General features: G+C 64.4%; 18 protein-coding genes and 1 tRNA gene. 14 read left to right on the top strand and 5 right to left on the bottom strand.

Annotated features, from left to right (window positions below; all coding sequences use genetic code 11):
- Positions 1 to 72: 72 nt before the first annotated feature.
- The 6 genes from CK222_RS07865 to CK222_RS07840 all read left to right on the top strand — a co-directional run bounded on the left by CK222_RS07865 (position 73) and on the right by CK222_RS07840 (position 7,139).
- Positions 73 to 1,476, top strand: a complete 1,404-nt coding sequence (locus CK222_RS07865) for a lipopolysaccharide biosynthesis protein (protein WP_095799923.1) — start codon at positions 73 to 75, stop codon at positions 1,474 to 1,476.
- Positions 1,476 to 2,756 (top strand): GNAT family N-acetyltransferase, encoded by a 1,281-nt coding sequence (locus tag CK222_RS07860; protein WP_095799922.1) that lies wholly within the window; start codon positions 1,476 to 1,478, stop codon positions 2,754 to 2,756. Before CK222_RS07865 ends, CK222_RS07860 begins: the two co-directional genes overlap by 1 nt.
- A gap of 69 nt (positions 2,757 to 2,825) precedes the next feature.
- Complete coding sequence (locus tag CK222_RS07855) at positions 2,826 to 3,980, top strand: YncE family protein (RefSeq protein WP_095799985.1); 1,155 nt, start codon at positions 2,826 to 2,828, stop codon at positions 3,978 to 3,980.
- Between the two features lie 173 nt (positions 3,981 to 4,153).
- The gene (locus CK222_RS07850) at positions 4,154 to 4,474 is read left to right on the top strand and encodes a metalloregulator ArsR/SmtB family transcription factor (protein ID WP_066990141.1); all 321 of its coding nucleotides are present in this window, start codon (positions 4,154 to 4,156) and stop codon (positions 4,472 to 4,474) included.
- 53 nt (positions 4,475 to 4,527) lie between these two features.
- Positions 4,528 to 5,916 (top strand): NAD(P)-binding protein, encoded by a 1,389-nt coding sequence (locus CK222_RS07845; RefSeq protein ID WP_095799984.1) that lies wholly within the window; start codon positions 4,528 to 4,530, stop codon positions 5,914 to 5,916.
- A 14-nt stretch (positions 5,917 to 5,930) separates the two neighbouring features.
- Positions 5,931 to 7,139 (top strand): MFS transporter, encoded by a 1,209-nt coding sequence (locus CK222_RS07840; protein WP_095799921.1) that lies wholly within the window; start codon positions 5,931 to 5,933, stop codon positions 7,137 to 7,139.
- 86 nt (positions 7,140 to 7,225) lie between these two features.
- On the opposite strand, the gene CK222_RS07835 is transcribed toward CK222_RS07840, so the two are convergent.
- Positions 7,226 to 7,310 (bottom strand) — tRNA-Leu (locus CK222_RS07835).
- Between the two features lie 265 nt (positions 7,311 to 7,575).
- Here CK222_RS07835 and CK222_RS07830 point away from each other — a divergent pair.
- Together CK222_RS07830 and CK222_RS07825 are read left to right on the top strand one after the other, a co-directional pair.
- Complete coding sequence (locus CK222_RS07830) at positions 7,576 to 8,166, top strand: YqaA family protein (RefSeq protein ID WP_066990147.1); 591 nt, start codon at positions 7,576 to 7,578, stop codon at positions 8,164 to 8,166.
- A gap of 126 nt (positions 8,167 to 8,292) precedes the next feature.
- Positions 8,293 to 8,811, top strand: coding sequence for a disulfide bond formation protein B (locus CK222_RS07825; protein ID WP_095799920.1), 519 nt, complete (start codon positions 8,293 to 8,295; stop codon positions 8,809 to 8,811).
- 219 nt (positions 8,812 to 9,030) lie between these two features.
- Here the strand turns inward: CK222_RS07825 and CK222_RS07820 are convergent, their stop codons facing one another.
- Together CK222_RS07820 and CK222_RS07815 are read right to left on the bottom strand one after the other, a co-directional pair.
- A complete protein-coding gene (locus tag CK222_RS07820) occupies positions 9,031 to 9,588 on the bottom strand; it encodes an HNH endonuclease (RefSeq protein ID WP_040970486.1) in 558 nt (185 codons plus the stop codon).
- Positions 9,589 to 9,698: 110 nt separating this feature from the next.
- Positions 9,699 to 10,358 carry a DNA-3-methyladenine glycosylase gene (locus CK222_RS07815; protein ID WP_095799919.1) on the bottom strand — a complete coding sequence of 220 codons (660 nt, stop codon included), beginning with the start codon at positions 10,356 to 10,358 and terminating at the stop codon, positions 9,699 to 9,701.
- 91 nt (positions 10,359 to 10,449) lie between these two features.
- Here CK222_RS07815 and gluQRS point away from each other — a divergent pair, with 91 nt between their 5' ends.
- Complete coding sequence (gene gluQRS / locus CK222_RS07810) at positions 10,450 to 11,325, top strand: tRNA glutamyl-Q(34) synthetase GluQRS (RefSeq protein WP_095799918.1); 876 nt, start codon at positions 10,450 to 10,452, stop codon at positions 11,323 to 11,325.
- Here the strand turns inward: gluQRS and CK222_RS07805 are convergent, their stop codons facing one another.
- Positions 11,326 to 11,613 carry a hypothetical protein gene (locus tag CK222_RS07805; RefSeq protein ID WP_066990158.1) on the bottom strand — a complete coding sequence of 96 codons (288 nt, stop codon included), beginning with the start codon at positions 11,611 to 11,613 and terminating at the stop codon, positions 11,326 to 11,328.
- A 160-nt stretch (positions 11,614 to 11,773) separates the two neighbouring features.
- Here CK222_RS07805 and CK222_RS07800 point away from each other — a divergent pair, with 160 nt between their 5' ends.
- The gene (locus CK222_RS07800; RefSeq protein ID WP_095799917.1) at positions 11,774 to 12,676 is read left to right on the top strand and encodes a DMT family transporter; all 903 of its coding nucleotides are present in this window, start codon (positions 11,774 to 11,776) and stop codon (positions 12,674 to 12,676) included.
- Here the strand turns inward: CK222_RS07800 and CK222_RS07795 are convergent.
- Positions 12,646 to 13,497, bottom strand: a complete 852-nt coding sequence (locus tag CK222_RS07795) for a YihY/virulence factor BrkB family protein (RefSeq protein ID WP_095799916.1) — start codon at positions 13,495 to 13,497, stop codon at positions 12,646 to 12,648. The genes CK222_RS07800 and CK222_RS07795 overlap by 31 nt on opposite strands.
- Positions 13,498 to 13,555: 58 nt before the next feature.
- On the opposite strand from CK222_RS07795, the gene CK222_RS07790 reads away from it, so the two are divergent.
- Genes CK222_RS07790 through CK222_RS07780 form a run of 4 tightly spaced genes read left to right on the top strand, consistent with a single transcriptional unit; the run spans position 13,556 to position 16,074 of the window.
- On the top strand, positions 13,556 to 14,422 hold the full coding sequence (locus CK222_RS07790) for an SDR family oxidoreductase (RefSeq protein ID WP_082953634.1): 867 nt from the start codon (positions 13,556 to 13,558) through the stop codon (positions 14,420 to 14,422).
- Positions 14,423 to 14,447: 25 nt separating this feature from the next.
- Positions 14,448 to 14,639, top strand: a complete 192-nt coding sequence (locus tag CK222_RS32195; RefSeq protein ID WP_066990167.1) for a twin transmembrane helix small protein — start codon at positions 14,448 to 14,450, stop codon at positions 14,637 to 14,639.
- An 18-nt stretch (positions 14,640 to 14,657) separates the two neighbouring features.
- Complete coding sequence (locus tag CK222_RS07785; protein ID WP_095782417.1) at positions 14,658 to 15,239, top strand: cob(I)yrinic acid a,c-diamide adenosyltransferase; 582 nt, start codon at positions 14,658 to 14,660, stop codon at positions 15,237 to 15,239.
- A 25-nt stretch (positions 15,240 to 15,264) separates the two neighbouring features.
- The gene (locus tag CK222_RS07780; RefSeq protein WP_095799915.1) at positions 15,265 to 16,074 is read left to right on the top strand and encodes a rhomboid family intramembrane serine protease; all 810 of its coding nucleotides are present in this window, start codon (positions 15,265 to 15,267) and stop codon (positions 16,072 to 16,074) included.
- The last annotated feature ends 103 nt before the right edge of the window (positions 16,075 to 16,177 follow it).

The raw sequence follows: 16,177 nt of genomic DNA, 5'->3' as shown, positions 1-16,177 counted from the left end.
CCCAACCGTTTCTTAATGTGTTTCGCATACACCGAAACCTTGGAAACAGGCGGAAAACGGAGAGTATTCGGGGTGCGCTTTTCCGCGGCGACGACTGCCGGGCGGTTCTTGCCGCAGCGCTGGGCGCTGCGCATGCGGCCGCTGCTTGGCCGCATCGACGCCGTGCTGTTCAGCGCCGACGAACGCGGCGAAGCCGGCCGCATGTCGCTGATCGCATTCACCATCCGCATCGTCAGCGCGGTCATCGCCTTCGTCAGCCAGGTGCTGATGGCACGCTGGATGGGCTCGTTCGAATACGGCATCTTCGTGCTGGTCTGGGTGACGATGGTCATCGTCGGCAACCTCGCCTGCCTCGGCTTCCACACCTCGGTCATCCGTTTCATTCCCGAATATCGCGAGCGCGGCATGCTCGCCGAGCTGCGCGGCATCGTGCTGGCGAGCCGGCTGTTCGTGCTTGTCGCCTCGACGGTCATCGCGGGGCTGGGCGCGCTCGGCGTCTGGCTCGCCTCGCCCTGGATCGAGAACTACTACGTCGTCCCCTTCATCCTCGGCGTCATCTGCCTGCCGATGATCGCGATGGGCGACCTCCTTCAGGGACTGGCGCGGGCGAACTCATGGGCGCTGTTCGCGCTGTCGCCGACCTATCTGGTGCGGCCGGTGCTGATCCTGGTGTTCATGGCGCTTATGCTCGCTATGCACTACGTGCCGGATGCCAAGACCGCGATCTTCGCCTCGATCGCCGCCACCTATACCACGACGCTCGGCCAACTGATGGGCGTGACCTCGCGCATGGACAAGCAGATCCCGGCCGGGTCGATGACCGTGCATTTCGGCCAGTGGTTCCTGGTCTCGCTCCCGATCTTCCTGGTCGAGAGTTTTTTCTTCCTGCTCACCAATGCCGACGTGCTGATGGTCGGCGCCTATCTCGAGCCCAATGACGTCGCCGTCTATTTCGCCACCGTGAAAACGCTGGCTCTGGTGCATTTCGTCTATTTCGCCGTCAAGGCGGGCGTTGCCCAGCGCTATGCGCAATTCACCCATGGCGAGCCGGAAAGGCTCGCCGCCTTCGCCCGCGAGACCGTCTCCTGGACCTTCTGGCCCTCGCTCGCGATGGCGCTGCTGGTGCTGGCGCTCGGCGAGCCGATGCTGGTGCTGTTCGGCCCTGAATTCACCGCCGGCTATCCGCTGCTTTTCCTGCTGGTCTTCGGCGTCGTCGCGCGCGGCGCCGTCGGCCCCTGCGAAAGCCTGCTCACCATGAGCGGCAACCAGAACATCTGCGCCGCCGTCTATGCCATGACGCTCGCGCTGAATATCGCTCTCAATGTGGTTCTGATCCCGCTCTTCGGCCTCTGGGGCGCGGCGATCGCCACCAGCCTCGCGATGGTCTTCGAGGCCGGCGCGCTGTCCTTCACCGTCTGGCGCAAGCTCGGCATCGTCATGGCGATCTTCGTGCCCGCAAATAAGGAAGTCGCCTGATGGCCGCCATTCCGCTGCTTGAAGAGACCAGCGGCGGGCCCGCCGGCGCCATGGTGTCGGGCCTTGCCGGCCTCGTCAGGGAGGCCGATCCCGCCCATATCGAGCTGTTCGCCAACAACCGGCCGGAGCGCAAGCTCGCGATCTATCCCGCCTCGGCCGGCTTCGACCTGGTCGAGGAGCTCGACTATCTTAGCGCCCGCGCGATCGAGCCCAACGTCTTCTTCAACCCGCGCTTCCTGGCGCCGGCCATGCCGAGGCTCGAGGACCGCGAAGTGCGGCTGGCGGTGATCCGCGACGGCGACGAGTTCCGCAACCGGCTGCGGCTCCTTGTGCCGTTCTCGGTCGAGCGCCCCGCAATTCCGCTCGGCGTCCCGGTCATGCGCACATGGTCGAGCCCGTTCGGCCCGCTCGGCACGCCGCTGGTCGATCGTGACGATCCGGTCGGCGTCATCGAGGATTTCTTCTCGATGCTGTCCAGGCCGCATCTCAAATTGCCGAAGGTCTTCGTGCTGCCCGACATCAAGCTGGACGGCCCGGTGGCGAGCCTGCTCACCTCCTTTGCCGACAGCCGCGGCCTGACCCTGGTCGTCACCGGCAAGGCCGAGCGCCCGGTGCTGGAAAGCGATGCCGACGGCGACGACTACCTCAAGGCCTCGCTGCGCGCGCATCACTATCGCGAATTCCGCCGGCTCAAGCGGCGCCTCGCCGGCCTTGGCAAGCTGGACCATGTGGTGGCGCGCGGACCGGACGAGATCCGCCACGCCATTGAAAGCTTCCTGACACTGGAGGCGGCCGGCTGGAAGGGCCGCGAGCGCACGGCCATGGCGATCGACCGCTACCGCGCCGCCTTCGCCCGCGAGGCGGTGCACAGGCTCGCCGAGCACGACATGTGCCGCATCCACACACTGACGCTCGACGGCCGCACGATCGCTTCTCTCGTCGTCTTCGTCGAAGCGGGCGTCGCCTACACCTGGAAGACGGCGTATGACGAGACGCTCTCGGCCTATTCGCCGGGCACACTGCTGATGATCGAGGTGACCAAGCAGCATCTCGATGATCCTAATGTCGCCATGACCGATTCCTGCGCGGTGCCCGACCATCCGGTGATGAGTCGCCTGTGGACGGAGCGCAAGCCGATGGGCACGCTGGTGGTCGGCCTGACGCCCGACGCCGACCGGCCGGCCCGCCAGGCGGCCTCGCAGCTCCATCTCTACCGCGAGACCCGCAACATGGCGCGGCTCCTGCGCAATCGCATGCGGAGCCTCTTGAAAAGGCGCTAGATGAAAGGCCGCACACCGGCTATGGCATCCGGCGGCCGGATCCGGCCTGCCTCTTCACACAGCATCCAGATGTTCGAAACCTTCCTGCGCTTCGCCCGCCTCTGTGCGCCGCTTGTCCTGCTCGCCATGCTCCCGGCGCGAGCCTTCGCCGAGTCCTGCCCCGAGGATTGCTCCGAGCCTGCGCCCGTCGACATCTACAGCCACACCACCGCCGGCCATATGGCTCCAGCCGCGGCAGCTGCGTTGCCGCGCGTCTATGTGCCCAACCGTTCCTCGAACAGCGTTTCCGTCATCGACCCGGCGACGCTGAAGGAGGTCGACAGGTTTGCGGTCGGCAGCAAGCCGCAGCACGTCGTTCCTTCCTGGGACCTGAAGACGCTTTGGGTGGCCAATAACGGCACCGGCAAGAACGGCAGCCTGACGCCGATCGACCCGGCGACCGGAAAGCCCGGCAAGCAGGTGCCGGTCGACGATCCTTACAACATGTATTTCATGCCGGACGGCAGCGCCGCCATCATCGTTGACGAGGCCCTGAGGCGGCTCGATCTGCGCGATCCGCGGACCATGGCGCTGCAAGCCGTCATCCCGACGCCGGCCTGCCCCGGCATCAACCATGCCGATTTCGCGGCCGACAATTCCTATGCGATCTTCACTTGCGAGTATGGCGACGGCGGACTGGCCAAGATCGACCTGAAGAACCGCAAGGTGCTCGGCCATCTCGACCTGTCGAAGATGGGCATGCCGCAGGACATAAGGCTCTCGCCCGACGGCAAGGTCTTCTACGTCGCCGACATGATGAATGACGGCGTCTTCCTGATCGACGGCGACAGCTTCAAGGAGATTGGCTTCATTCCAACGGGCATTGGCGCGCACGGCTTCGTCGTCAGCCGCGACGGCAAGCGGCTCTATGTCTCGAACCGCGGCTCGCACAAAATGGAACAGGGCCGTGCCGACGGGCCGGGCAGCGTGACGGTGATCGACTTCGCGACCCGCTCGGTCGTCGCCCAATGGCCGATCCCCGGCGGCGGCAGCCCCGACATGGGCAATGTCGGCGCCGACGGCAAGCAGCTCTGGCTCTCCGGCCGGTTCGACAGCGAGGTCTATATGATCGACACGACGTCGGGCGCCGTGACGAAGATCCGCGTCGGCGTCGAGCCGCACGGCCTGACGGTGTGGCCGCAGCCGGGGCGCTACTCGCAGGGGCATACGGGGAATATGCGGTAGGGTGTCGGTGACCTGCACATGCTGACGACCTCAATCCCATGGAGCCTTGGCACCATGTTCGCTGCCCTTTCCGCGACGACTCCCTGCCGATGCACTTGGAATTCGTCTGACCATATTTCGATCATTGTCGAAATAGAGTTGACCGGCAGCGGCGGAGGGTGCAGTCTATTTCCATGAAACTCGAACAAGCCGCAAAACAGCTCGAAGCCATCGGCAACCCGACACGGCTCAAGCTCTATCGCACACTGGTCAGAGCCGGCGAAGCTGGCCGGCCGGTGGGGTACTTGCAGGACACCCTTGGTATCGCGGCCTCGACGCTGTCCCATCACCTGCATCGCCTCATTCTGACCGGCCTCGTGACGCAGGAGCGTCAGGCGACGACCCTCATCTGCCGGGCCAACTATCCTATCATGCGCGACTTGATCGGCTTCCTGGCTGACGAGTGCTGTGCTGACGCAGCTTGCGGCGCGACGGAGAGCGACGCGGCGGCATAGCCTCTTTTTTTGCATCGTATTTCGATGATCCCGGAAGGATGGAAAAAATGTCGATGAATGACCCTGACGCCCTCCCTGTCGCCGTCATCGGAGCCGGCCCGGTCGGCTTGGCGGCTGCCGTCCAGCTCATCCAAAGGGGGCTCCCGGTGAAGGTCTATGAGGCCGGCGCTGGCATCGCCACAAATCTCAAGGACTGGGGCCATGTCCGGGTGTTCACGCCTTGGCGCTACTGTGTTGATCAGGCGGCCCGAAAGCGTCTTGAGGAGAGCGGCTGGACGATGCCCAAGCCCGAGGCGTTCCCCACCGCTGATGAACTGATTGCCCGCTACCTTGAGCCGCTAGCAAGGCTCCCAGAACTCTCCTCGTCCATCGAAACCAGTGCGCGCGTGACTGCTGTCTCCCGCTGGGGCGCAGACAAGGTCTTGAGCAAAGATCGAAAGGCGCGACCATTCATGCTGGTGGTCGAAACCGGGGAAGGCATCAGGCGCGACAGTGCACGGGCCGTCATTGACGTCTCAGGCACGTGGCAGACGCCAAATCCACTTGGGGCCGGTGGTGTCCCGGCGGAGGGCGAAGCGGAGTTCGCAGACAAGATCGCCTATGGCCTTCCCGACATTCTCGGCCGCGACCGCACCCTTTATGCTGGCCGCGCCACGCTTGTTGTCGGTTCGGGCCATTCGGCCGCCAATGCCCTGCTCGATCTCGATAGGCTGGCTGCGGTTGAGCCGGGAACCACTTTTGTCTGGGCGACACGCGGGACCGATCTGGTTCGCATTTACAGCGGCGGAGACTTGGATCAACTGCCTGCCCGTGGCGAGCTTGGTTCTGACGTTCGCGAACTGGCGGAGAGCGGGCGCACAAAGCTCGTCACTGGGTTCGCAACGCTGGCCATCCGCAGCGCAAACGGCCGCCTGACAGTCGAAGGTCAAACAAAGGACGGCCTACAAACTCTCGGGCCTTTCGACCGCATCATCGCGGCGACCGGCCAGCGGCCCGATCTGTCCCTTACGCGCGAGCTTAGGCTTGATCTTGACCCATGGCTTGAGGGCGTAAAGGCGCTGGGGCCTCTGATCGACCCCAACGAGCACTCCTGCGGCGATGTTCCCCCGCACGGTCATCGCGAACTGAGCCACCCCGAGCCCGACTTCTACACTGTCGGCATCAAGAGCTACGGCCGCGCCCCGACCTTCTTGCTGCTGACCGGGTATGAACAGGTGCGGTCGGTCGCGGCAGCCATTGCTGGCGACATGGCGGCCGCGGATGCGGTGCAACTGGTGCTACCCGAAACCGGCGTCTGCACGGTTCCCCAGTCGACCATACGCGCGACCGCTGGCGGATGCTGTGGTGGTCCCGCTTCTTCCGAGGCTGACGCCTGTTGTCTCGCCGATGCTGAAGCGAAGGCCGCTGGCAAGGGTGGCTGCGGGTGCGGGGTGGCAGCCTAATCGCATCACGCCCGATGGAACGCAGTCGCCGAACGATCATCACCGTCCTCGGCCTGACCCAAATCATGGCCTGGGGGTCCACCTATTACCTGCCGGCGGTGATTGCGCCGACGGTCGCCGCCGACACCGGCTGGCCGCTGCCTTGGGTCGTGGGTGGATTGTCGCTTGGCCTGCTCGTCGCCGGACTGATCTCACCTCGCGTCGGCTCGTCCATTGAGCGCCACGGCGGCCGGAACGTTCTTGCGTTCAGCGCCGGCTGCATCGGCATCGGCCAGATCGGGCTCGCTGCCTCGCCGAACCTTGCCGCCTACATCGCAGCGTGGCTCGTTGTTGGGCTTGGAATGGGGGCGGGCTTGTACGATGCCGCTTTCGCGACCCTCGGCCGGCTCTACGGGCACAGCGCGCGCTCGGCCATCACAACCCTTTCGCTGTTCGGCGGCTTCGCCAGCACGTTCTGTTGGCCGATCTCGGCCTTCCTGATGGGCGAGACGGGCTGGCGCGGCACATGCCTCGTCTATGCTTCGGTCCAGTTGTTCTTCGCCCTGCCTCTGTATCTCGGAATGTTGCCGCGTGGGATACCGCTGCCGAGCGTCACAGATCGGCCGGGAAAGGAGCAGGTTGGCACCCCAGTTCAGCCGGCCTCAGTTCCGATCATGGTCGTCCTGGCTGCCACGCTGACCTTGGCGGCGGTCATTTCGTCGACTGTGTCGGTTCATCTCCTCACCATCTTGCAGGCCAGCGGCATGGCGCTCGCCGCTGCCGTTGGGCTCGGGGCACTGGTCGGCCCCGCTCAGGTGTCGGCGCGTGCCGTCGAGATGATCATCGCCCGCTACCATCATCCCATCTGGACCAAGTTCGCGTCGGTGAGCTTCGTCGCCATCGGCATTGGTGCGCTCTGGGCCGGGGTTAAGGTGGTGCCTGTGGCGCTGGCGTTCTACGGTGCAGGCATCGGCCTCGAAACGATAGCGCGAGGCACGCTGCCGCTCGCTCTGTTCGGTCCGTCGGGATACGCGAGACTGATGGGGCGACTTGCCATGCCCAGCTTGATCGCTCAAGCAGCAGCGCCGTCTGTCGGAGCGCTATTGTTGGAGCATGTGGGCGCTCACGGCACTCTAGCAGCTCTCGCTGGCTTGGCGCTGCTGAACGTCGGACTGGCGTGTAGCCTTGGCTGGCTGATCTTCCGTCGTCGAACCTTAGAGGTACAGGCGCAGGATGCTTTGTAACCGGCCGGTAGCCCTGTGAAGTGGTTGGCCAGCCCATGAACCTCCGTCACTTCGGCAACTGCCTGGTTGATGTCAAAGAGACCAATTGGTGCCCCTAGCCGGGATCGAACCAGCACTCCTTGCGGAACTCGATTTTGAGTCGAGCGCGTCTACCAATTCCGCCATAGGGGCTCAGGCCGGGCGGCCTGGATGGGCGCGGACTATACGGGCGGACGGGCTTTCGTCAACTGGCCTGTTGCCGATTTGCAGGCGCTGCCTGCACCCGGCCATGCCTTTCAGTCTCGTGCAGGTGCCGCCATTGTGCGGCGCGGAAAATCTTTCTAGACAGGGGATGCGTTGAGGCGCCTCGGATCCCAAAGGGTGGATGCGGCGCTTTGAAACCTTGTCTTCCTGCCACCCGGTGTCCAAAACCACTGCGCGCTTTTCAGGAGAGCCGATGCTTCGCGGACTTTACGACTGGACCATGTCCCTGGCGGCAAGGAAATCGGCCGAATGGTGGCTGGCCTTCATCGCCTTCGTCGAAAGCTCGGTCTTTCTGGTTCCGGCCGACGTGCTCTATCTGCCGATGGCGCTGTCCAAGCCGGAGCGCGCCTATCGCTACGCGCTGGTAGCAACGGTGGCCTCGGTGCTCGGCGGCGTCGCCGGCTGGTTCATCGGCCACTACGCCTACGAGGCGGTCGCCAAGCCGATTCTGGAATTCTACGGCAAGTATGACGAGTTCGAGCAGCTGCGCACCTCATCCGGCGTCGGCTTCATCGTCCTGATGCTGATCACCTCGGGCGCGGCGCATTTGCCGCCGATCAAGGTCGTGACGATTCTGTCGGGCGTCATCGGCGTCAACCTCCTGCTGTTCATCGGGCTGGCGATCGTTGCGCGCGGCGCCCGTTTTCTGCTGCTTGCCTGGCTGCTGCGCCGCTACGGCGAGTCGATCAGGGAGTTCATCGAGAAACGGCTGGGCATGATCGTCAGCGCCGGCGCCGCTGCCCTTATTTTGCTCTATATCGCGGTCAGATACGCCCACGGATAATGCATGTCGCCCAAAAGTGCGCAGCGGTTTTGGGAGAACGACATGCATCGAAACAAGACTCAAGCGGGCGCCTGAATTCATTTCTGCGCGGCGCGCTTTAGGTGCCAAGCGAACGGATCACGACCGATGACAGCGACCATGACCGCCGACACTGGACGCCAGCGGACGCGTGCCGCGCTGTTCCTGGCCGTCGCCATGGCAGCGACCGTCGGCTCGGCGCTCGCCTTCCAGTATATCGGCGGCTACATCCCCTGCCATCTCTGCCTGGAGCAGCGCACGCCCTATTACATCGGCGCGCCGCTGATGCTGGTCGCGGCCGTTGCCTCGATGCTGCGCGCACCGGCCTGGCTGACGCGCGGCCTGCTGGGGATCGGCGGCCTGTTGATGCTCTATGGCCTCTATCTCGGCGTCTACCATTCCGGCGTCGAATGGGCCTGGTGGCCTGGGCCCGCCGACTGCACGGCCGGCGCCGGTCCGGTCGACACCGGCGGCAAGGGCGTGCTCGACGCGCTGGACAAGTTCGTGCCGCCCTCCTGCGACAAGGCCGCGCTTCGCATTCTCGGCCTGTCGCTCGCCGGCTGGAACGCCATCGCCAGCCTCATCCTGGCCGCCGTCGCCTTACGCTGCGCGCTCGCGCGCGACTGAGCTGCCACGAAAGCGCCAACGCGAGATCGTTCAAAGAATTCGGCGCGCCGAGTCGAATGAAGTGAGCGTCGAGAACCGGAGCGGAGCGGACTCCCGCATGTGCCGGAAAAGTGGTTTCGGTTTTCCGAAAAGGACATGCGGCAGCTACAAAAAGCACGTGAGCACCGGAAGCGCAGACGCTTGCTTCAGGCAGCCAGCCTCCCGAATTATCGAACGATCTCAAGGCTCCAATTCGACATCCCAGTAGAGATAATCCATCCAGCTTTCATGCAGATGGTTGGGCGGGAACAGGCGGCCGTTGTTGTGCAGATCGTGCACGGTCGGCTGATAGGGTTTTTGCAGCGGCCACATCTTGGCCTGCGCCGGCATCATGCCGCCTTTCCTGAGATTGCAGGGCGAGCAGGCGGCCACGACGTTCTCCCAGGTCGTCGCCCCGCCGCGATGGCGCGGGATGACATGGTCGAAGGTGAGATCGTCGGTCGTGCCGCAATACTGGCACTGAAAGCGGTCGCGCAGAAAGACGTTGAAGCGGGTGAAAGCAGGATGCCGCGACGGCTTCACATAGGCCTTCAGACTGACCACGCTCGGCAGCTTCATCGAGAAGGTCGGCGAGGAGACGGCGTGTTCGTATTCGGCGACGATATTGACCCGGTCGAGGAACACAGCCTTGATCGCGTCCTGCCACGACCAGAGCGACAGGGGGTAATAGCTGAGCGGACGGTAATCCGCATTCAGCACCAGCGCGGGAAGCCCATCCGGAGATACGGCAACCGTCACGTAGTTGGCCTCCTTCGTTCCAAACCGAACGCCACGGATACTGTAAGCCCGACATGACAGGGATGTGAAGCGGATTGTCGTTCGGCGAAACGTTCAAAAACGCATGATTTTCATGCTTTTTCGGCCATCTCGACAGGTGGCGCCGCGTCCCTGCCCTTCAATTCCCGATAGTAGGCCCAGAAAAGCCGCGACGCGACCCCTCGCCACGGGCTCCATGATTCGGCCAGTCGAATCAGAGTTTTCTCCGGCGGACGAGGGTCGATGCCCAGGGCATGGCCGACCGCCGTCTGCAGCGCGACGTCGCGCGCGGGAAACACATCGGGGTGGCCGGCGGCGAACAGCAGGTAGCACTCCGCCGTCCACGGTCCGATGCCCGGCACCGCCGTCATCGCCGCGATCGCCTCGTCGGCGTCAAGCGAGCAGAGATGGTGGAGGTCAAGCCCGCCGGCCACGGCTTGCGCGATGGCGATCAGCCCGCGCTGCTTCGGCCGCGACAGGCCGGCCTCGCGGAAAATATCCTCGCCAGCGCAAAGGATGCCTTCCGGCGTCAGCGGATCGACCAGCCTGATCAGCCGGCCGAAGATGGCATCGGCGCTAGCGCGGGACACCTGCTGCGAGACGATGATCGACGCGAGGCTGCCGAATCCGGGCTCGGAGAGCCTCAGCGGCACCTCGCCGGCCATGCCGCGTACCTTCTCCAGCCGTGGATCGAGCAGGCAGAGCGCGTCGAGTCCTGCCGCAATGTCGTCGAGCGAGGCGATGCGTTGCACGTTTGCTTGTTCCCAGGGCGCTCATGAAGTGGCAATTGATGCTAACTATCAACCGGCGGAAGCGCCTTTCAACCCGAATGCCGTCCGAGACATGACGCTCCTGACATTCCGCTTCGCGCCGAGCCCCAATGGCGAGCTGCATCTCGGCCACGCCTATTCGGCCCTGCTGAACCGGCAAATGGCGGCGCGGGCGGGAGGACGGCTGTTGCTGCGCATCGAGGACATCGATGTCATCCGCTGCACGCCGGAATTCGAGGCCGGCATATTGCGCGACCTGGAATGGCTGGGGTTCGAATGGGAAGAGCCCGTGCGGCGCCAGTCCGAACATTTTTCCGAATACAGGGCCGTGCTCGACCGGCTGATCGCCGAGGAACTCGTCTATCCCGCCTTCATGAGCCGCGGCGAGATCCGCGCCTTCATTGCCGAGACCGAGAAACGCGGCCGCGATTGGCCGCGCGACCCCGACGGCGTGCCGCTTTATCCGCCGCTCGACAAGGCACTTCCGTCTAAGGAGCGCAGGCGGCGCATTGCCGAGAACACGCCTTTTGCCTGGCGGCTCGACATCGAGGCAGCCATGGCGCGCATGCCGGGCGCCTTGTCATGGGTCGAGTTCACCGACGAGGCCATGGCCGCGACGCAAACGGTCGACGCATCGCCGCAGGCCTGGGGCGACGTCGTCGTGGCGCGCCGCGATATCCCGACCAGCTACCATCTCGCGGTCGTCGTCGACGACGCGCTGCAGGGCGTCAGCCATGTCGTGCGTGGTCAGGACCTTTACGCGGCGACCAGCGTGCAGCGCTTGTTGCAGGACCTGCTTGGCCTCCCCGCGCCGCGCTACTTCCACCATCGGCTGATCCTCGGCTCGGACGGGCGGAAGCTGTCCAAGAGTTTCAAGGACACCGGTCTTGCCGCACTCAGGCAGGCAGGCGTGTCGCCGCAGGATGTCATGCGGCTCGTTGGGCTTTGACTACAAGCGAGCCAGTCCGGCCTTGATCAGCGCCATCACGCTGATGAAGACGAAGGCGCCGCTCAATCCCCATGCCACAGCTAGCTTGATATCCCGGAAGGTGATGCCGTGCTCATTGGCGATCATCACCGCGACGAAGAAGCCCAGCGTGAAGAGCAGCGTGTTGCCGGTCGAGCCGAAGCCGTCGTCCTTCATGATGGCATCGAGCGCGGTGCCGAAGAAGAATCCGAAGACCGCGACGGTGGCGACCGCGAACAGCAGCCATGTCGTCCCGAGATGCAAAAGCATGCCTGCTCATGGCGTGCCTTAACGCCATGCCCCTCTTGGCACCGTTTGTTGAATTCGGATGAGCTTATGGATCAACCGTTTCGTTTTGCTTGCCGAATTGATCGGCATTAGAGCAATTGCCGACGTCAACTTTTCACGCGCAGCCAGAGCCCTCCTTCCAATGCACAGCATCAAGCGGTTCATCCCCGCCTCTTTCGTCGTTCTGTGGGCGACCGGCTTCATCGGCGCGCGCTATGCAATGCCATGGGCGGAGCCGTTCACCTTCCTTGCCATCCGCTTCGTGCTGGCGGCGATCCTGTTTGCGGGACTGACCGTCCTTATCGGCTCGCGACGGGCCACCCGCGAGGAGGCGCTTCATGCGACGGTGGCCGGCTTCCTAATGCACGGCGTCTATCTGGGCGGCGTCTTCTGGGCGATCCACAGAGGCATGCCGGCCGGGCTTTCGGCGCTGATCGTCGGCCTGCAGCCGCTGATCACGGCGGTGCTCGCCGGCAAATTTCTCGGCGAGGCGATCCTGCCGCGCCATTGGGCGGGCCTTGCCGTCGGGCTTCTGGGCGTCGTCATCGTGCTCTGGCCAAAGCTCGGCATGATTGGCGGCGGTGTTACCGCGGCAACGCTGACGGCCTCGCTGGTCTCGGTGCTCGGCATGGCCGCTGGTACGATCTGGCAAAAGCGCTTCGCCTCCGGCGGCGACCTCGTCTCGGCGACCATGTGGCAGTATGTCGGAGGCTCGGTCGTCACGATCCTGGGGGCGCTCGCCTTCGAGACGCGCACCATCACCGTCAACGGCGAGCTCATCTTTGCCATGGCATGGCTGGTCCTGGTGCTGTCTCTCGGCGCCATCTTCCTGTTGATGGTGATGATCAGGGACGGCGAGATGTCGAAGGTCGCATCGCTGTTCTATCTTGTGCCCGCCGTAACCGCCGTCATCGCGTGGGCTCTGTTCGGCGAAGAGCTCACTCTGCTGCAGATCGCCGGCATGGCGATCGCCACTTTGGGCGTCGGGCTCGCGACCGCCCGTCAGGACAGAGCTCAACCCACGCGGGCGCGCGCCTCGAGATAGCGGCTGATCGCGGCATTGAGCTCGCCGCCAAGGATGAAAATGGCCGAGATGATGTAGAGGAACACCACCGCGATCATGATCGAGGCCAACCCCGCATAGGTCGTCACATAGGACGAGAAATGGTCGAGATAGGTGGCGAAGATGGTCGAGCCGGCCAGCCACGCGACCAGCGTGAAGACGATGCCCGGAACGATGGAAACGAAGCGGCGCTTGCCGGCCGGCAGCCAGATATGCACCGCGAACAGGCCGATGATGATGACCGTCGAGGCGATCACGTAACGCCATATGGTGATCGTGCCCATATAGGGCTTGATCCATTCCAGATGCGCCTCGGCCAGCCGCGCGAGCAGGGGCGCGAGCACCAGAAGCACGCTGACGGCGAGAAAGCAGGCCGTCGCGATCAGCACGAAGACGATGCTCTGCACCCGGCGGTGGATGATGCCGCGCGTCTCGGTAACGCGATAGGCGCGGTTGAGCGAGGTCCTTAGCGCCTCGATGCCGTTCGAGGCGAAGTAGGCGGCTAAGAGCACGCCGTAGGTCAGGAGGTCGCTGCGCCGCACGGTGAGCACATTCTGCACCTCGCGCGCGATCGGCTTGGCAATCTGCTCCGGCCAGGTGTCGAAGACCAGATGCACGGCCGTGTCGGCGAAGGCGCGCGCGCCGAGAAAGCTGGCCAGCGTCGTTGCGAAGATCAGGAACGGAAACAGCGCCATCAGCGAGGTGATCGCCAGATGGCTGGCCATTGCCCAGCCATCGTCGGTGGTGAAATGGCCGATCGCATCGTAGAGCACGCGCTTGACCGCGACGATATTCCTGAGCAAGGACCCGCGCTCCGCTCGATTGTGTCGACGCCGCGAATATGGGAAGGGATTGCGGCAAATGGCAACCCCAGGTCCCACAACGTTGCCCACCGCTGAACAGTTGCGCAGCATCATCGTCACCGGCACCTCCTCCGGCATAGGCGCCTATTGCGCGCGGGCATTGAAGGCGGAAGGCTGGCGCGTGTTCGCCACGGCCCGCACACCGGCCGACATCGCCGCGCTCGAGACGGAGGGCATCGAAGCCTTCTATCTCGACTATCGCGAGCCTGAGTCCATCGCCGCCCTGGCCGAGGCCGTGCTGGAGCGCACGGGCGGCACGCTCGACGCGCTGTTCAACAATGGCGCCTACGCGCAGCCCGGTGCCGTCGAGGACCTGCCGGTCGAAGCGCTGCGCGAGCAGTTCGAAGCCAATTTCTTCGGCTGGCACGACCTAACCCGCCGCGTCGTGCCGGTCATGCGTCGCCAGGGCCATGGCCGCCTCGTCCACTGCTCCTCGATCCTGGGGCTCGCCCCGGTCCGTTTTCGCGGCGCCTATTCGGCGTCGAAACATGCCGTCGAAGGCCTGATGCTTTGCCTGCGCCAGGAGCTCGAAGGCAGCGGCATTCATGTCTCGTTGATCGAGCCGGGGCCGGTGACCTCGAAGATCGCCAGCAACGGCCTGGCATGGTTCTTGAAGAACATCGACGTCGAGAACTCCGTTCACCGCGCCGACTACCAGGCGCAGCTCGCGCGGCTCAAGGCCGGCGGCAGCGTCTCGCGTCTGAAGCCCGGACCTGAGGTGGTCCATGCTGCCTTGCGCCACGCGCTTCTGTCACAGCGCCCGCACCCGCATTATGTGGTAACGGTGCCGGCCAGAATCGGCGTGGCGCTCAAGCGCATCCTGCCGGCCTCGATGCTCTACCGCGTGCTCGCCAGGCGGGCCTGACCGAAACCCAACTGGAGCCAGCACCATGGCAACCGTCTTCAACATCCTCGCCATTGTCGTCATGGCTGCCGTCGTGGTCGTGCTGATCCGCGGCCTCGTCAACATGATGCGCGGCGGCTCAGGCTTCACCTCCAACAAGCTGATGCAGGCCCGCGTACTGCTGCAGTTCATAGCTCTGGTGCTGATCATGCTGACCGTCTACTTCACCCGCAAGTAACGGGCCGGGGAGGAGAAGATGGTCAAGCTCAACAAGATCTATACCCGTACCGGCGACGACGGCACTACCGGTCTGGGCAGCGGCGAGCGGCGCCTGAAGTCAGATCTGCGCGTCGAAGCCTACGGCACGGTCGACGAAGCAAATGCCTGCGTCGGCATGGCGCGCGTCCACACCGCAACCGATCATCCGGCGCTCGACGCCATGCTCTCCCGCATCCAGAACGATCTTTTCGACCTCGGCGCCGACCTTGCGGTGCCGGACGACGGCAAACCGCTCGGCTACGAGCCGCTGCGCATCGTCGCCGCGCAGACCGGGCGCGTCGAAAAGGACATCGATGCTCTCAACAAGGACCTGCAGCCGCTGAAGTCCTTCGTGCTGAACGGCGGCACGCCTGCCGCGGCAGCCCTGCATCTTGCGCGCACCGTAACACGGCGCGCCGAGCGCCTCATGGTGGCGCTGGCGCAGGACCCGGCCGAGCACGTCAACCGCGAAGCGCTGAAATACATCAACCGCGTCTCCGACTTCCTGTTCGTCGCCGCCCGGGCGGTCAATGACAACGGAAATGCCGACGTGCTATGGGTTCCCGGCAAGAACCGCTGACAACCGGGTATGGCGGGAGGGTCCGATGTTCATCCCGCTCTACGACACCAACAGGCTCCGCCACATCCGCCTGCAATATGTGACGATCGGCCTGATCGCCGCGAATGCCTTGGTCTATCTCGCTACCACGCTTGGCGGCGAGAGCTTCACCAATGCCGCAGTGCTTGGCCTCGGCTTCATCCCCTCTGTCGTCCATGACAAGGTGGAGCTGTCGCCCGAATTCGTCGTCATTCCCGAAAGCCTCAGCTATCTCACCTATTCCTTCCTGCATGCCGACATCTTCCATCTCGGCGGCAACATGCTGTTCCTGTGGGTGTTCGGCGACAATGTCGAGGACGCGCTCGGCCATATCCGCTACCTGATCTTCTACCTCGCCTGCGCGGCGGCGGGCGCTTTCTTTCAAGGCTTGGTCGGCTGGGATTCCCAGGTGCCGCTGATCGGCGCTTCCGGCGCCATCGCCGGCGTGGTTGCGGCCTATCTGATCCTCTATCCGAGGGTTAAGGTGTGGGTATTGGTCTTTGCGCGCATTCCTCTGCGCATCCCCGCCTTCATCCCGCTCGTCCTTTGGATCCTGTTCCAGATCGTGATGTTTGCCGCCGGCGGAGAGGATCAGATTTCCTGGGCCTGCCACATCGGCGGCATCATTGCCGGCGCTGTTCTCGTCCTGGTGTTGCGCAGCCGCGGCGTGCCGCTGCTTGCCGGCGCAGACGGCGAGCCGGACCTGACGCCGAAGGTCCAGGAGGTCCCTCTGCCGATCGAGCCCGGACCAACACCCGAGGCGCCGGCACAGACGGCGTCTCGATGGGGCCGCGGCGCGGCGTCGCCGCCAGACTGAACCGATTTGAGTGCGACGTGCATATTGACGCGCCGGACTGCCGCCACTACGGAACGCCACCGCAGAGCATGATCCCGAAAAGTGGGAACCGCTTTTCGGAATG

Source organism: Mesorhizobium sp. WSM3866, assembly GCF_002294795.1.
Classification (GTDB): Bacteria; Pseudomonadota; Alphaproteobacteria; order Rhizobiales; family Rhizobiaceae; genus Mesorhizobium.
The sequence above is the reverse complement of the archived record's forward strand: the minus strand, read 5'-3'. Positions and strand labels throughout refer to the sequence as shown.

What these genes read in the sequence shown, in the direction of transcription:
- CK222_RS07860 (WP_095799922.1), top strand. Translation starts at nt 1,476, where the DNA reads ATGGCCGCCATTCCGCTGCTTGAAGAGACCAGCGGCGGGCCCGCCGGC.
- CK222_RS07855 (WP_095799985.1), top strand. Translation starts at nt 2,826, where the DNA reads ATGTTCGAAACCTTCCTGCGCTTCGCCCGCCTCTGTGCGCCGCTTGTC.
- CK222_RS07850 (WP_066990141.1), top strand. Translation starts at nt 4,154, where the DNA reads ATGAAACTCGAACAAGCCGCAAAACAGCTCGAAGCCATCGGCAACCCG.
- CK222_RS07845 (WP_095799984.1), top strand. Translation starts at nt 4,528, where the DNA reads ATGAATGACCCTGACGCCCTCCCTGTCGCCGTCATCGGAGCCGGCCCG.
- CK222_RS07840 (WP_095799921.1), top strand. Translation starts at nt 5,931, where the DNA reads ATGGAACGCAGTCGCCGAACGATCATCACCGTCCTCGGCCTGACCCAA.
- CK222_RS07830 (WP_066990147.1), top strand. Translation starts at nt 7,576, where the DNA reads ATGCTTCGCGGACTTTACGACTGGACCATGTCCCTGGCGGCAAGGAAA.
- CK222_RS07825 (WP_095799920.1), top strand. Translation starts at nt 8,293, where the DNA reads ATGACAGCGACCATGACCGCCGACACTGGACGCCAGCGGACGCGTGCC.
- gluQRS (WP_095799918.1), top strand. Translation starts at nt 10,450, where the DNA reads ATGACGCTCCTGACATTCCGCTTCGCGCCGAGCCCCAATGGCGAGCTG.
- CK222_RS07805 (WP_066990158.1), bottom strand. Translation starts at nt 11,613, where the DNA reads ATGCTTTTGCATCTCGGGACGACATGGCTGCTGTTCGCGGTCGCCACC.
- CK222_RS07800 (WP_095799917.1), top strand. Translation starts at nt 11,774, where the DNA reads ATGCACAGCATCAAGCGGTTCATCCCCGCCTCTTTCGTCGTTCTGTGG.
- CK222_RS07790 (WP_082953634.1), top strand. Translation starts at nt 13,556, where the DNA reads ATGGCAACCCCAGGTCCCACAACGTTGCCCACCGCTGAACAGTTGCGC.
- CK222_RS32195 (WP_066990167.1), top strand. Translation starts at nt 14,448, where the DNA reads ATGGCAACCGTCTTCAACATCCTCGCCATTGTCGTCATGGCTGCCGTC.
- CK222_RS07785 (WP_095782417.1), top strand. Translation starts at nt 14,658, where the DNA reads ATGGTCAAGCTCAACAAGATCTATACCCGTACCGGCGACGACGGCACT.
- CK222_RS07780 (WP_095799915.1), top strand. Translation starts at nt 15,265, where the DNA reads ATGTTCATCCCGCTCTACGACACCAACAGGCTCCGCCACATCCGCCTG.